This is a genomic window from Pseudomonas paraversuta, from assembly GCF_904067025.1.
In the GTDB taxonomy this organism is placed as follows: domain Bacteria; phylum Pseudomonadota; class Gammaproteobacteria; order Pseudomonadales; family Pseudomonadaceae; genus Aquipseudomonas; species Aquipseudomonas paraversuta.
This window is the reverse complement of record NZ_CAJFDA010000001.1, coordinates 1,617,582-1,633,096: the sequence shown is the minus strand read 5'-3', so window position 1 is coordinate 1,633,096 and position 15,515 is coordinate 1,617,582. Positions and strand designations below refer to the sequence as shown.

Annotated in this window: 12 protein-coding genes; 11 read left to right on the top strand and 1 reads right to left on the bottom strand. The window is 60.1% G+C overall.

The window, feature by feature from the left end:
• The 11 genes from nuoE to JQ848_RS07645 all read left to right on the top strand — a co-directional run bounded on the left by nuoE (window position 1) and on the right by JQ848_RS07645 (window position 14,386).
• Window positions 1-498: an NADH-quinone oxidoreductase subunit NuoE gene (nuoE, locus tag JQ848_RS07695; protein ID WP_010656198.1), complete on the top strand. Its 498-nt coding sequence runs from the start codon at window positions 1-3 to the stop codon at window positions 496-498.
• Window positions 495-1,850: an NADH-quinone oxidoreductase subunit NuoF gene (gene nuoF / locus JQ848_RS07690; RefSeq protein ID WP_003446981.1), complete on the top strand. Its 1,356-nt coding sequence runs from the start codon at window positions 495-497 to the stop codon at window positions 1,848-1,850. Before nuoE ends, nuoF begins: the two co-directional genes overlap by 4 nt.
• Before the next feature lie 132 nt (window positions 1,851-1,982).
• A complete protein-coding gene (gene nuoG, locus JQ848_RS07685) occupies window positions 1,983-4,697 on the top strand; it encodes an NADH-quinone oxidoreductase subunit NuoG (protein WP_003446979.1) in 2,715 nt (904 codons plus the stop codon).
• Window positions 4,694-5,701 carry an NADH-quinone oxidoreductase subunit NuoH gene (gene nuoH / locus JQ848_RS07680; RefSeq protein WP_003446978.1) on the top strand — a complete coding sequence of 336 codons (1,008 nt, stop codon included), beginning with the start codon at window positions 4,694-4,696 and terminating at the stop codon, window positions 5,699-5,701. Before nuoG ends, nuoH begins: the two co-directional genes overlap by 4 nt.
• A 12-nt stretch (window positions 5,702-5,713) precedes the next feature.
• Window positions 5,714-6,262: an NADH-quinone oxidoreductase subunit NuoI gene (gene nuoI, locus JQ848_RS07675; protein ID WP_003446975.1), complete on the top strand. Its 549-nt coding sequence runs from the start codon at window positions 5,714-5,716 to the stop codon at window positions 6,260-6,262.
• 9 nt (window positions 6,263-6,271) lie between these two features.
• Window positions 6,272-6,775: an NADH-quinone oxidoreductase subunit J gene (gene nuoJ, locus JQ848_RS07670; RefSeq protein ID WP_003446971.1), complete on the top strand. Its 504-nt coding sequence runs from the start codon at window positions 6,272-6,274 to the stop codon at window positions 6,773-6,775.
• A 1-nt stretch (window position 6,776) separates the two neighbouring features.
• Window positions 6,777-7,085, top strand: a complete 309-nt coding sequence (nuoK, locus tag JQ848_RS07665; protein ID WP_003446970.1) for an NADH-quinone oxidoreductase subunit NuoK — start codon at window positions 6,777-6,779, stop codon at window positions 7,083-7,085.
• Window positions 7,082-8,935 (top strand): NADH-quinone oxidoreductase subunit L, encoded by a 1,854-nt coding sequence (gene nuoL, locus JQ848_RS07660; protein WP_003446968.1) that lies wholly within the window; start codon window positions 7,082-7,084, stop codon window positions 8,933-8,935. Before nuoK ends, nuoL begins: the two co-directional genes overlap by 4 nt.
• A gap of 38 nt (window positions 8,936-8,973) precedes the next feature.
• Window positions 8,974-10,506, top strand: a complete 1,533-nt coding sequence (nuoM, locus tag JQ848_RS07655) for an NADH-quinone oxidoreductase subunit M (RefSeq protein ID WP_003446966.1) — start codon at window positions 8,974-8,976, stop codon at window positions 10,504-10,506.
• A gap of 7 nt (window positions 10,507-10,513) precedes the next feature.
• The gene (nuoN, locus tag JQ848_RS07650; protein WP_003446964.1) at window positions 10,514-11,983 is read left to right on the top strand and encodes an NADH-quinone oxidoreductase subunit NuoN; all 1,470 of its coding nucleotides are present in this window, start codon (window positions 10,514-10,516) and stop codon (window positions 11,981-11,983) included.
• A 285-nt stretch (window positions 11,984-12,268) separates the two neighbouring features.
• Window positions 12,269-14,386: a TonB-dependent receptor family protein gene (locus JQ848_RS07645; protein WP_202210438.1), complete on the top strand. Its 2,118-nt coding sequence runs from the start codon at window positions 12,269-12,271 to the stop codon at window positions 14,384-14,386.
• On the opposite strand, the gene JQ848_RS07640 is transcribed toward JQ848_RS07645, so the two are convergent.
• Window positions 14,383-15,465: an AI-2E family transporter gene (locus tag JQ848_RS07640; RefSeq protein ID WP_003446960.1), complete on the bottom strand. Its 1,083-nt coding sequence runs from the start codon at window positions 15,463-15,465 to the stop codon at window positions 14,383-14,385. The genes JQ848_RS07645 and JQ848_RS07640 overlap by 4 nt on opposite strands.
• Between the last annotated feature and the right edge of the window lie 50 nt (window positions 15,466-15,515).

Below are 15,515 nucleotides of genomic sequence, written 5' to 3'. Positions count from 1 at the left end.
ATGAACAGCACGCTTATCCAGACAGACCGTTTCGCCCTGAGCGAAACCGAGCGCTCGGCCATCGAGCACGAGCTGCATCACTACGAAGATCCGCGCGCTGCGTCGATCGAAGCCCTGAAGATCGTTCAGAAGGAACGCGGCTGGGTGCCCGATGGCGCGCTTTACGCCATCGGTGAAATGCTCGGCATCCCCGCCAGCGACGTTGAAGGCGTGGCCACGTTCTACAGCCAGATCTTCCGTCAGCCAGTGGGCCGTCACATCATTCGCGTATGCGACAGCATGGTCTGCTACATCGGTGGCCACGAATCCGTAGTCAGCGAAATCCAGAGCAAGCTGGGCATCGGCCTGGGCCAGACCACTGCAGACGGCCGCTTCACGCTGCTGCCAGTGTGCTGCCTGGGCAACTGCGACAAGGCGCCGGCGTTGATGATCGACGACGACACATTCGGTGACGTACAGCCTGCTGGCGTCGCCACGTTGTTGGAGGGCTACCCATGACCCTGACTTCTTTCGGCCCTGCCAACCGTATCGCGCGGTCGCCGGAAACCCACCCTCTGACCTGGCGTCTGCGTGACGACGGCGAGCCGGTATGGCTTGACGAGTACCAGGCCAAGGACGGTTACGCTGCAGCCCGCAAGGCATTCGCCGACATGGCCACGGACGACATCGTCCAGACCGTGAAAGACGCCGGCCTCAAGGGTCGAGGCGGCGCCGGCTTCCCTACCGGGGTGAAGTGGGGGCTGATGCCCAAAGACGAATCCATGAACATCCGTTACCTGCTGTGTAACGCCGATGAGATGGAACCCAACACCTGGAAAGACCGCATGCTGATGGAGCAACTGCCCCATCTGCTGATCGAAGGCATGCTGATCAGTGCCCGCGCACTGAAAACCTACCGTGGCTATATCTTCCTGCGTGGCGAATACACCACCGCCGCCAAGCACCTCAACCGTGCGGTCGAAGAAGCCAAGGCTGCGGGCCTGCTGGGCAAGAACATCCTGGGCTCGGGGTTTGACTTCGAACTGTTCGTTCACACCGGCGCCGGGCGTTACATCTGCGGTGAAGAAACCGCACTGATCAACTCCCTCGAAGGCCGTCGCGCCAATCCGCGCTCCAAGCCGCCGTTCCCGGCAGCCGTGGGCGTATGGGGCAAGCCGACTTGCGTGAACAACGTTGAAACCCTGTGCAACGTGCCAGCCATCATCGGCAACGGCGTTGACTGGTACAAATCCATTGCCCGCGAAGGCAGCGAAGACATGGGCACCAAGCTCATGGGCTTCTCCGGCAAGGTCAAGAACCCCGGCCTGTGGGAACTGCCGTTTGGCGTGACCGCCCGCGAGCTGTTCGAAGACTATGCCGGCGGCATGCGCGACGGCTTCAAGCTCAAGTGCTGGCAGCCGGGCGGTGCCGGTACCGGCTTCCTGCTGCCGGAGCACCTGGACGCACAAATGTACGCCGGTGGCATCGCCAAGGTTGGCACCCGTATGGGTACCGGTCTGGCCATGGCCGTCGACGACAGCGTGAACATGGTGTCCCTGCTGCGCAACATGGAACAGTTCTTCTCTCGCGAATCCTGCGGTTTCTGCACCCCGTGCCGTGATGGCCTGCCATGGAGCGTCAAGCTGCTGATGGCCATCGAGAACGGTGAAGGTCAGCCCGGCGATATCGAGACCCTGCTGGGTCTGGTCGGTTTCCTCGGCCCTGGCAAGACGTTCTGTGCTCACGCACCGGGTGCCGTGGAGCCATTGGGCAGCGCGATCAAGTACTTCCGTCCAGAGTTCGAAGCCGGTATTGCGCAAGCAAAACCCGGAGTTCCACCTCTGGCACGCCCGATTGTTATCGGCGCGTAACGCTCTGAAGGAGAGCGGTCCGTGCCGCTCTCTGATCGTTCGATAACGCCGTAAGGCTGAGTTGCTTCGAACGCATAACAAGATTCCATTAGCCACGCCCGCTGACACCGGGCCAACGAAGACCTTTGAACCATGGCCACTATCCACGTAGACGGCAAAGATCTCGAAGTCGATGGGGCAGACAACCTGTTACAGGCGTGTCTGTCGCTAGGCCTCGATATCCCGTATTTCTGCTGGCACCCTGCCCTGGGCAGTGTTGGCGCTTGCCGCCAATGCGCCGTCAAGCAGTACACCGACGAGAACGACAAGCGTGGTCGTATCGTCATGTCATGCATGACCCCGGCCACCGACGGTAGCTGGATCTCCATCGACGACGAAGAGGCGAAAGTGTTTCGCGCCAGCGTTGTTGAATGGCTGATGACCAACCACCCGCACGACTGCCCTGTGTGCGAAGAAGGCGGTCACTGTCATCTGCAAGACATGACCGTGATGACCGGCCACAACGAGCGCCGTTATCGCTTCACCAAGCGTACTCACCAGAACCAGCAACTGGGCCCGTTTATTTCCCACGAAATGAACCGCTGCATCGCCTGCTATCGCTGCGTGCGCTTCTATAAAGACTACGCCGGCGGCACCGACCTCGGCGTATTCGGCGCCCACGACAACGTGTACTTCGGTCGCGTTGAAGACGGCGTGCTCGAAAGCGAATTCTCGGGCAACCTCACCGAAGTCTGCCCGACCGGCGTGTTCACTGACAAAACCCACTCCGAGCGCTACAACCGCAAGTGGGACATGCAGTTTTCACCCAGCATCTGCCACGGTTGCTCCAGCGGCTGCAACATCAGCCCGGGTGAGCGTTATGGCGAATTGCGCCGCATCGAAAACCGCTTCAACGGTTCGGTCAACCAGTACTTCCTGTGTGACCGTGGCCGTTTCGGCTATGGCTACGTCAACCGCACAGACCGCCCGCGCCAGCCATTGCTGGCCGATGGCAGCAAACTGAGCCTCGACGCGGCACTGGACAAGGCTGCCGACCTGCTGCGCGGTCGCAACATCGTCGGTATCGGATCGCCACGTGCCAGCCTCGAAAGCAACTACGCGTTGCGCGAACTGGTCGGCGCCGAGCACTTCTACTCGGGCATCGAAGCCGGTGAGCTGGAGCGCATCCGTCTGGTGCTGCAAGTTCTGAAAGATAGCCCGTTGCCAGTGCCGAACATGCGCGAGATCGAAGATCACGACGCCATTTTCGTCCTTGGCGAAGACCTGACCCAGACCGCCGCCCGTATGGCGCTGTCGCTGCGTCAATCGGTCAAGGGCAAGGCCGAAGAAATGGCCGATGGCATGCGCGTACAGCCATGGCTCGATGCTGCAGTCAAAAACATCGGCCAACACGCCCTGTACCCGTTGTTCATCGCCAGCCTGGCTGAAACCAAGCTCGACGACGTTGCCGAAGAATGCGTACACGCAGCACCGGATGACCTGGCCCGTATCGGTTTCGCCGTGGCCCATGCCATCGACGCCAGCGCGCCTGCCGTCGCCGGTCTGGATGCAGAAGCCCTGGAGCTGGCACAACGCATCGCCAACGCCCTGCTGGCAGCCAAACGCCCACTGATCATTGCCGGTACTTCCCTGGGCTGCAAAGCCCTGATCGAAGCCGCAGGCAACATCGCCAAAGCCTTGCACCTGCGGGAAAAGGCCGGTTCCATCAGCCTGATCGTTCCGGAAGCCAACAGCCTTGGCCTGGCCATGCTCGGTGGCGAATCGCTGGACGCGGCCCTGCAAGCAGTGACTGACGGTAAAGCCGACGCCATCGTAGTGCTGGAAAACGACCTGTTCACCCGGGTTGATGCAGTCAAGGTCAATGCTGCGCTGGATGCGGCCAAAGTGCTGATCGTTGCCGATCATCAAAAGACCGCGACCACCGACCGTGCCGACCTGGTTCTGCCAGCCGCCAGCTTCGCTGAAGGCGACGGTACGCTGGTCAGCCAGGAAGGCCGTGCCCAGCGCTTCTTCCAGGTGTTCGACCCGACTTACCTGGACGCCAGCATTCTGGTTCACGAAGGCTGGCGCTGGTTGCACGCCCTGCGCAGCACCCTGCTGAACAAGCCGGTTGACTGGACCCTGCTGGACCACGTGACTCAGGCCACTGCTGCGAGCACTCCAGAGTTGGCGCGCATCGTTGATGCCGCACCTTCTGCTGCGTTCCGTATCAAAGGTATGAAACTGGCCCGCGAACCGCTGCGTTACAGCGGCCGTACCGCCATGCGCGCCAATATCAGCGTGCATGAGCCTCGCACCCCACAAGACCCGGACACCGCGTTCGCCTTCTCGATGGAAGGTTACTCGGGCTCCGTCGAACCGCGCCAACAGGTGCCGTTCGCCTGGTCGCCGGGCTGGAACTCGCCACAAGCGTGGAACAAGTTCCAGGACGAAGTGGGTGGTCATATCCGTGCTGGCGACCCGGGCACCCGCCTGATCGAAAGCAAGGGTGATTCGCTGAACTGGTTCGCCGGCATTCCGGGCGCATTCAACCCGGCACGCGGCACCTGGCAAGTAGTGCCGTTCTTCCACCTGCTGGGCAGCGAAGAGAACTCTTCCAAGGCCGCGCCGGTTCAAGAACGCATTCCGGCGGCTTACATCGCGCTGGCCAAGGCCGAAGCCGATCGTCTGGGTGTCAATGACGGCGCTCTGCTCAGCCTGAACGTTGCCGGTGTGACCCTGCGTCTGCCGCTGCGGATCAATGAAGAGCTGGGTTCAGGTCTGGTGGCATTGCCTGCAGGTCTTGCCGGCATCCCGCCTGCGATCTTTGGTCTTACCGTTGACGGTTTGCAGGAGGCAGCCCAATGACCTGGTTTACGCCTGAAGTGATCGACGTAATTATCTCGGTACTCAAAGCAGTGGTCATCCTGCTTGCCGTGGTGGTCTGCGGCGCGCTGTTGAGCTGGGTCGAGCGTCGTTTGCTCGCCCTCTGGCAGGACCGTTACGGTCCGAACCGGGTTGGCCCGTTCGGCGCGTTTCAGATTGCTGCCGACATGATCAAGATGTTCTTCAAGGAAGACTGGACCCCGCCGTTTGCCGACAAGGTGATTTTCACCCTGGCACCGGTGGTAGCCATGAGCGCCTTGCTGGTCGCCTTTGCGATCATCCCGATCACCCCGACCTGGGGCGTGGCGGACCTGAACATCGGCATCCTGTTCTTCTTCGCCATGGCCGGTCTGTCGGTGTACGCGGTGTTGTTCGCCGGCTGGTCCAGCAACAACAAGTTCGCCTTGCTGGGCGCCTTGCGCGCCTCGGCCCAGACCGTGTCCTACGAAGTGTTCATGGGCCTGGCGCTGATGGGCATCGTGGTCCAGGTTGGCTCGTTCAACATGCGCGACATCGTTGAATATCAAGCGCAGAACATGTGGTTCATCATTCCGCAGATCTTCGGTTTCCTGACCTTCTTCATCGCTGGCGTCGCCGTGACTCACCGTCACCCCTTCGACCAGCCCGAAGCCGAGCAGGAACTGGCCGATGGTTACCACATTGAATATGCCGGCATGAAATGGGGCATGTTCTTCGTTGGTGAGTACATCGGGATCGTGTTGATCTCGGCGTTGCTGGTGACTTTGTTCTTCGGTGGCTGGCACGGGCCTTTCGGCATCCTGCCGCAGATTCCGTTTATCTGGTTCGCCCTGAAGACCGCGTTTTTCATCATGATCTTCATCCTGCTGCGCGCTTCCATTCCGCGCCCACGGTATGACCAGGTGATGGATTTCAGCTGGAAGTTCTGCCTGCCGCTGACCCTGATCAATTTGCTGGTAACCGCCGCAGTCGTGTTGTTGAACACGCCCGCCGGCGCGGTTCAGTGAGGATAGAGACCCATGTTCAAGTATCTGTTTGACATCGTGCATGGCACCTACACCCAGCTTCGCAGCCTGGTGATGGTGTTTGGCCATGCCTTCCGCAAGCGTGACACGCTGCAATACCCGGAAGAAGCGGTCTATCTGCCACCGCGTTATCGCGGGCGGATCGTCCTGACCCGCGACCCGGACGGCGAAGAGCGCTGTGTAGCCTGCAACCTGTGCGCCGTAGCGTGCCCGGTGGGCTGCATTTCGCTGCAAAAAGCCGAAACCGAAGATGGCCGTTGGTACCCGGAGTTTTTCCGCATCAACTTCTCACGCTGCATTTTTTGCGGCCTGTGTGAGGAAGCCTGCCCGACCACCGCAATCCAGCTGACTCCGGATTTCGAGATGGCCGAGTTCAAACGTCAGGACCTGGTGTACGAGAAAGAAGATCTGCTGATCTCCGGCCCCGGCAAGAACCCTGATTACAACTTCTATCGTGTTGCGGGTATGGCCGTTGAGGGCAAGCCGAAAGGCGCTGCCCAGAACGAAGCCGAGCCGATCAACGTGAAGAGCTTGCTGCCTTAAGGAAGAACGATGGAATTCGCTTTCTATTTCGCATCGGGTATCGCTGTAGTGTCCACGTTACGTGTGATCACCAACACCAACCCCGTGCATGCCCTGCTCTACCTGATTATTTCGCTGATTGCCGTGGCGATGACGTTCTTCAGCCTTGGCGCACCGTTTGCCGGTGTGCTGGAAGTGATCGCCTACGCCGGCGCCATCATGGTGCTGTTCGTGTTTGTGGTGATGATGCTCAACCAGGGCCCGGCCTCGGTTCAGCAGGAACGCATCTGGCTCAAGCCCAATATCTGGATCGGACCGACCATTTTGTCCGCCCTGCTGCTGGCCGAACTGCTGTACGTGCTGTTCGCCCATCAGAGCGGTGCTGCAATCGGTCAAACCACCATCGATGCAAAAGCCGTGGGCATCAGCCTGTTCGGCCCGTATCTGCTGGTAGTCGAACTCGCCTCGTTTCTGTTGCTTGCAGCAGCAGTGACGGCGTTCCACTTGGGCCGTAACGAGGCGAAGGAGCAATAACATGCCAGGAATACCTCTCGAACATGGTCTGGCCGTTGCCGGTGTCCTGTTCTGCCTCGGTCTGGTCGGCCTGATGGTACGTCGCAACATTCTCTTCGTATTGATGAGTCTGGAAATCATGATGAACGCCGCTGCACTGGCGTTCATCGTTGCCGGTGCACGCTGGGCGCAGCCGGATGGACAAGTGATGTTCATCCTGGTGATCACCCTTGCAGCTGCCGAGGCCAGCATTGGCCTGGCGATCCTGCTGCAGCTGTATCGCCGTTTCCACACGCTTGATATCGATGCTGCCAGTGAGATGCGCGGATGAACCTTCTCTTTCTGACTTTCGTATTCCCCCTGATCGGCTTTTTGCTGCTGTCGTTCTCCCGTGGACGCTTCAGCGAAAACCTCTCGGCCCTGATCGGCGTCGGCTCCATTGGCCTCTCGGCCATCGTGGCTGCCTATGTGATCTGGCAATTCAACGTTGCACCGCCTGAAGGCGGTCACTACACACAAGTGCTGTGGCAGTGGATGTCGGTGGAAGGCTTCAAGCCCAACTTCGCCCTCTACCTGGACGGCCTGTCGGTGACCATGCTCGGCGTGGTGGTCGGCGTCGGCTTCCTGATCCACCTGTTCGCCTCCTGGTACATGCGTGGTGAAGAGGGCTACTCGCGCTTCTTCGCGTACACCAACCTGTTTATCGCCAGCATGCTGTTCCTGATCCTGGGCGATAACCTGTTGTTCCTGTACTTCGGCTGGGAAGGTGTAGGCCTGTGCTCGTACCTGTTGATCGGTTTCTACTACAGCAACCGCAACAACGGTAACGCCGCACTCAAAGCCTTTATCGTGACCCGTATCGGCGACGTGTTCATGGCCATCGGCCTGTTCATCCTGTTCCAGCAACTGGGCACGCTGAACATTCAGGAGCTGCTGGTTCAAGCGCCGCTGAAGTTCCAGGCCGGTGACTTCTGGATCGTATTGGCGACCCTGATGCTGCTGGGCGGCGCGGTCGGTAAATCGGCACAACTGCCACTGCAAACCTGGCTGGCAGATGCGATGGCCGGCCCTACCCCGGTTTCGGCACTGATCCACGCCGCAACCATGGTAACCGCGGGCGTTTACCTGATTGCCCGTACCCACGGTCTGTTCACCCTCGCTCCGGACATCCTGCACCTGGTGGGTATCGTCGGCGGCGTGACCCTGGTACTGGCCGGTTTCGCCGCACTGGTACAAACCGACATCAAACGTATCCTCGCCTACTCGACCATGAGCCAGATCGGCTACATGTTCCTGGCGCTGGGCGTTGGTGCATGGGACGGTGCGATCTTCCACCTGATGACCCACGCCTTCTTCAAGGCCCTGCTGTTCCTTGCTTCCGGTGCGGTGATCGTCGCCTGCCACCACGAGCAGAACATCTTCAAGATGGGCGGCCTGTGGAAAAAACTGCCACTGGCCTACGCCAGCTTCATCGTCGGCGGCGCGGCACTCTCTGCCTTGCCACTGCTGACGGCCGGCTTCTACTCCAAGGACGAAATTCTTTGGGAGGCCTTCGCCAGCGGCAACAACGAACTGCTGTATGCCGGCCTGGTCGGCGCGTTCATGACCTCGCTGTACACCTTCCGCCTGATCTTCATCACGTTCCACGGTGAAGCCAAGACTGAAGCCCACCCGGGGCATGGCGTTTCCTACTGGCTGCCGCTGGGGGTACTGATCGTACTGTCGACCTTCATCGGCGCCATGATCACTCCGCCACTGGCCGGTGTTCTGCCACAAAGCGTCGGCCATGCCGGCGGCGAAGCCAAGCACAGCCTGGAAATCGCTTCGGGCGCCATCGCCCTGGCCGGTATCCTGCTGGCCGGCTTGCTGTACCTGGGCAAGCGCCGCTTCGTCACCTACGTTGCCAACAGCGCCATTGGCCGCTTCCTCACGGCCTGGTGGTTCGCCGCGTGGGGCTTCGACTGGCTGTACGACAAACTGTTCGTCAAACCTTACCTGTTGATCTGCCGCTTGCTGCGCAAAGATCCTCTGGACCAGACCATTGGTTTGATCCCGAAGATGGCCAAAGCCGGGCATAACGCCCTGAGCCGTAGCGAAACCGGACAACTGCGTTGGTACGCTGCTTCTATGGCCGCCGGTGCTGTACTGGTCATGGGCGCCATCGTTTTGGTAGCGGTCTGATATGAACCTTCGACATTGCGAAAGGAATTGAGCCCGTCATGATTCTGCCTTGGCTAATCCTGATCCCCTTTATCGGCGGCCTGCTGTGCTGGCTGGGTGAGCGCTTCGGCCCTACCCTGCCACGCTGGATTGCGTTGCTGACCATGTCCCTTGAGCTTGCACTCGGCCTTTGGCTGTGGTCCCAGGGTAACTATTCATTTGCACCGGCGCCCGGCGCCGATCCGACCTGGGCCCTGGAGTTCCAGCACATCTGGATCGCACGCTTCGGTATCAGCGTGCACCTGGCGCTGGACGGCCTGTCGCTGCTGATGATCCTGCTCACCGGCTTGCTCGGCGTGCTGTCCGTTCTGTGCTCCTGGAAAGAGATTCAGCGTCATGTGGGCTTCTTCCACCTGAACCTGATGTGGATCCTGGGCGGTGTGGTTGGCGTGTTCCTCGCCATCGACCTGTTCATGTTCTTCTTCTTCTGGGAAATGATGCTGGTGCCGATGTACTTCCTCATCGCGCTCTGGGGTCACAGTTCTTCGGACGGCAAGAAAACCCGTATCTACGCCGCCACCAAGTTCTTCATCTTCACTCAGGCTTCCGGCCTGATCATGCTGGTGGCGATCCTGGGTCTGGTGCTGGTCAACTTCAACAACACCGGCGTGATTACCTTCAGCTACGCCGAGTTGCTGAAAACCAAGATGTCACTCACTACCGAGTACATCCTGATGCTTGGCTTCTTCATTGCGTTTGCCGTGAAACTGCCAGTCGTACCGTTCCACTCCTGGTTGCCTGACGCTCACGCCCAGGCACCGACTGCCGGTTCTGTGGACCTGGCCGGTATCCTGCTGAAGACCGCTGCCTATGGTCTGCTGCGATTCGCCCTGCCGCTGTTCCCGAATGCTTCGGCCGAGTTTGCGCCGATTGCCATGGCCCTGGGTCTGATCGGGATTTTCTACGGCGCGTTCCTGGCCTTCGCACAAACCGACATCAAGCGTCTGATCGCGTTCTCCAGTGTTTCGCACATGGGCTTCGTACTGATCGGGATCTACTCCGGCAGCCAGCTGGCACTGCAAGGTGCCGTCATCCAGATGCTGGCCCACGGTGTTTCGGCAGCCGCGCTGTTTATCCTCAGCGGTCAACTGTACGAGCGTCTGCACACTCGCGACATGCGGGAAATGGGCGGTTTGTGGTCCAAGATCGCCTACCTGCCGGCCATCAGCCTGTTCTTCGCTGCGGCGTCGCTGGGCCTGCCGGGTACCGGTAACTTCGTCGGCGAATTCCTGATCCTGATTGGCTCGTTCGCCAGCTTCCCATGGATCACGGCCATTGCCACAACCGGTCTGGTGTTTGGTTCGGTCTACTCGCTGATCATGATTCACCGCGCCTATTTCGGCCCTTCCAAGTCGGATGCAGTACTGGCCGGCATGGATGCACGTGAACTGATCATGGTGCTCGGTCTGGCGGTATTGCTGGTGTTCATCGGCGTATACCCACAACCGTTCCTCGATACCTCGGCTGCGACCATGCATGGCGTGCAGCAGTGGATCGGCACCGCCTTCACTCAACTCGCTTCGGCCCGGTAAGAGCGCTATGGAATTCACGATCCAACACTTTATCGCGCTTGCGCCGCTGCTGATTACCAGTCTCACCGTTGTAGTGGTGATGCTGGCAATCGCATGGCGGCGCAACCATTCACAGACCTTCCTGCTTTCGGTGGCCGGTCTTAACCTGGCCTTGCTGTCGATCTTCCCTGCGTTGAAAGTGGCTCCGCTGGCTGTCACCCCGCTGTTGATGATGGACAACTTTGCCTATCTCTACATCGGGCTGATTCTGGTCGCCACCCTGGCCTGCGTCACCCTCGCCCATGCTTATCTGGGCGAAGGCGGCACCGGCTATCCGGGCAACCGCGAAGAGCTGTACCTGCTGATGCTGCTGGCCGCTACCGGCGGCATTGTTCTGGTCAGCGCGCAACACCTGGCCGGCTTGTTTATCGGTCTGGAGCTGCTATCGGTACCGGTGTACGGCTTGGTGGCGTATGCCTTCTTCAACAAGCGTTCACTGGAAGCCGGCATCAAATACATGGTGCTGTCGGCGGCCGGTTCTGCGTTCCTGTTGTTCGGTATGGCCTTGCTCTACGCCGAAGCCGGCAGCCTGAGCTTCAGCGGTATCGGTCACGCCCTGGCAGCCTCCGGCGTACCTGCACCGCTGGCCCAGCTGGGTCTGGGCATGATGCTGGTCGGCCTGGCGTTCAAACTGTCGCTGGTACCTTTCCATCTCTGGACTCCGGACGTCTACGAAGGTGCTCCGGCTCCGGTCGCCGCTTTCCTGGCTACCGCTTCCAAAGTGGCCGTGTTTGCAGTGATGGTGCGTTTGTTCCAGATCACCCCGTCGGCAACTACCGGGGTGATGAGCGACGTACTGACCGTGATCGCGATTGCTTCGATCCTGTTCGGTAACCTGCTGGCCCTGACCCAGAACAACCTCAAGCGTCTGCTGGGTTACTCGTCCATCGCCCACTTCGGCTATCTGCTGATCGCCCTGGTGGCGAGCAAAGGCATGGCGATGGAAGCCATCGGCGTGTACCTGATCACCTACGTGCTGACCAGCCTGGGTGCATTCGGTGTGATTACCCTGATGTCCTCGCCGTACAAGGGTCGTGATGCTGACGCGCTGTACGAGTACCGCGGCCTGTTCTGGCGTCGTCCGTACCTGACTGCGGTCATGACCGTGATGATGCTGTCGCTGGCGGGTATCCCGCTGACTGCCGGCTTTATCGGCAAGTTCTACATCGTTGCTACCGGCGTTGAAGCCCACCAATGGTGGCTGGTCGGGTCCCTGGTGCTGGGCAGTGCCATCGGCGTGTTCTACTACCTGCGCGTGATGGTGACCCTGTACCTGGTCGAGCCAAAACTGCATCGTCACGATGCTCCGCTGAACTGGGAGCAAAAGGCGGGTGGCGTCATGCTGCTGGCTATTTCGGCACTGGTATTCATCCTGGGTGTATACCCGCAGCCAATGCTTGAACTGGTGCAACACGCAACGCTGAGCCTTGTTGGCTAAGCCTTGAAACGTTGCACCCCATGCCCCGTAGAAGCCCGGCTTTTACGGGGCATTTTTTTGCCCGCTCAAATACCCTCCCCTGTAGGAGCGAGCTTGCTCGCGAGCTTTTCAACCCGCCGCCAACAGCTCCTGTTCCCGATACCCGCAATCACCCGCCCTCCGTAGGAGCGAGCTTGCTCGCGAGCTTTTCAACCCGCACGCCATTGATGCCCCATGAAAGTTGCGAGTCATTCTCGGCTTGTATAGGCTGGCGCGCCGCCCGCCCATCGACCGAGATTCCTGTTCATGCGATCCGCCCTTTACTCATTGCTGCCCCTGGCGCTCGTCTGCGCTACACCCGTCTGCGCCGAGTCACTGGAGTTGGGCGAGGTTCAGGTCCGCGGCGATGAAAGCAGTGAACTGGAACTGGCCCAGGCCCGACTGCATGACGTACCCGGGGCCAGCAACCTGATCGACCTGAACCGCGTCGAAAATGGCCGCACCGCCAGCAACACCGATGTGCTGGCCTATCAACCCGGTATCTACGCGCAATCTTCCGGTAATGACGGGGCCAAGGTCTCCGTTCGCGGCTCCGGCATCAATCGCGCCCCTGGGGCCCATGGCTCGGGTCTGTACGTGATGTTCGACGGCCTGCCATTGACCGGTCCCGGCGGCACCCCATACGAGCTGTTCGAGCCCCTGTGGCTGAGCCGGGCTGAAGTGCTGCGTGGCGCCAACGGCTTTGAGAACGGCGCACTGGCCCTCGGCGGCTCGATCAATTACGTGACCCGCACCGGCCATGACGCCGCCCCCCTGCAAGTCCGCTATGAAACCGGCAGTTATGGTTATCAGAAACGTCAGATCAGTTCCGGACAAGTACTGGGGGATCTCGATTACTACGTGGCACTGACCGACTCCGACACCGATGGTTATCAGGATCACACCCGCGGCAGCAGTAAAGGCATAGCGGCCAACATCGGTTATCGCTTCAGCCCGCAGCTCGAAACCCGCTTTTACCTGCGCTATCGCGAGACCGACAACCAACTGGCCGGCCGCGTTACCAAGGACCAGATCAAGCATCATCCACGCTCGGCCAACCCGGTTTATGTGAACGGTGATTACACCCGCCCACAGCCCGGCAGCACTTGGCTGGGCAACAAAACCACGATGTACCTGGATGACGACTCGCAGCTGGAGGTGGGACTGGTCTATCACGACTACCCGATGGATCTGCACGAAGGTCCGAACCGGCTGAAAGTCGCCTACAGCGATATCAGCGGCACCCTCAACTACAAGCGCCGCGACACCTTGTTCGGACTCGAAAGCAACACCACCCTGGGCTTGCGCAACACCAAACACCTGCCCAACAGCGGCGCCTCGGAATACGTGCGCCTGCCGATTGGCAATACCGCCGGTTACGCGCCCGGAACAAAAATTCGCGATTTCAGCTACCAGGGCTCAGACACGGTGCTGCACGCCAGCAATGATCTGGAACTGGTCCCTGACCTGTGGCTGACCACCGGCATGGCACTGATCTATACCCGCCGCGAAAGTGACGTCAGCTACCCCGACAGCGGCGGCAAGGTCAGCCAGCACGATTGGGATTACGCGCCCCGGGTCGGCCTGCGCTACGAATTCAACCCCGATCTGCAGGTGTATGCCAACCTCAGCCGCTCAGTAGAACCACCTCACCCCTGGTCGATGATCTGGGGCTCGCCCTACCGATTCCCGGTTGGCAGCGGCCCGGCTACCGGTCAACAAAGTACGCCGGTAGCGCTGGACAACCAGACAGCCACCACCCTTGAGCTGGGTACCCGGGGCGATTCCTTGATCGGACAATGGGATATGGCCTGGTACTACTCGGCAATCCGCCATGAATTGCTGAGTGTCGAAACCCGGGCCGCGACCGCAGGACAGGTGGCCATTGTCGGCGAAGCCAACGCCAGCCCCACGGTGCACCAGGGCTTCGAAGCCGGACTCCACAGCCTGCTGTGGGAGCGCCAGGCGGTGGGTAAAGTCTCGCTGCGTCAGGCTTACACCTTCAGCGACTTCCATTTTCGCGATGACTCGCGGTTTGGCGCCAACCGGCTACCGGGCATCCCGCAACATTACTATCAGGCTGAAATACGCTACGACCACCCGCAGGGGTTCTATACAGGGCTGAACACCCAGGTTGCCTCACGCATGGCGGTGGATTACGCCAACTCATATTACGCATCGTCCTACATGCTCTGGGGGGCGACCCTGGGCTATGCCTCACCCAAACAGGACTGGCAAACCTGGCTCGACCTGCGCAACCTGACCGGCGAACGCTATCCCGCCACTGTGACTCCGGGGTATGACGACAAAGGGCTGGATGCCGCGCGCTCCACTCCCGGCGAAGGCAGGGGCGCCTACGTCGGGGTTTCCTGGAGTTTTCGCTAATCGTTGCGAGGGATATCGGCAGGCAGTCGCACTTTGCGCCGGGTACCACTGAACAGGCCCCAGCTGGACAAGAACAGGGCGGCAATCAATGGCCCGATCACAAAGCCATTGAGGCCGAAGATCGCCATGCCGCCCAGGGTCGAAATCAGAATCAGGAAGTCCGGCATTTTGGTGTCTTTACCCACCATGATCGGACGCAGCACGTTATCCACCATCCCGATCACAAACACCCCGTACAACGCCAGCACCACCCCTTCCCAAATCATCCCCGAAGCCAGGAAGTACACCGCCACCGGTGCCCAGACAATGCCTGCGCCCACCGCTGGCAGCAGCGACAGGAACATCATCAGCACGGCCCAGAACAGCGAGCTATGGATCCCCAGCAGCCAGAAAATCAACCCGCCCAGGGCCCCCTGGGTCACGGCCACTGCCAGGTTGCCCTTGACCGAGGCCCTGACCACACGGCGCAACTTGAGCTGCAACAAACGCTTGTGCTGCTCGGCCATCGGCACCGTATTACGGATCAAGCGCACCATTTGCTGCCCGTCACGGATAAAGAAATACAGCAGGTAGAGCATGATGAAAAAACTCACCACCAGCTCGAAGGTGCTCTGCCCGAAACTGAACACCTGGGTCGCAAAGAACTGACTGCCCTCCAGAGCGCCTTTGGCAATTTTCTCACTCAGGCCGTCAATGTTGCCGACCCCGAACCGGTCCAGCCAGTCCTGTACCGTCGGCGGCAGGACGTCCTTGATCTGCATGACATAGCTGGCGACATTGATCTTTCCGCTCTCGACATCCTTGTAAAGCATGGCTACTTCTTGCACGAGCAGCACGGTGGTAACGATCACCGGCAAAATCGCGATCAGCGTGCACACCCCCAGGGTGGAGAAGGTCGCGAGGTTTCGGCGCCCTTTCAACTTGAGCACCATCTTGCGCTGCAATGGAGCGAACAGAATGCCCAGGGCAACGGCCCAGAAAATCGCGCCATAGAACGGCAGCAGAATCCAGATGAACGCGATGGTGACCAAAGCCAGCAGCAAGAGCAGGGTTTTACGTTGAAGACTGGTTTCGTTCATGTGCCATCCGTGTCAGTGGGCCGCAAGCGCATTGGGTAGGCGCAGTTTAG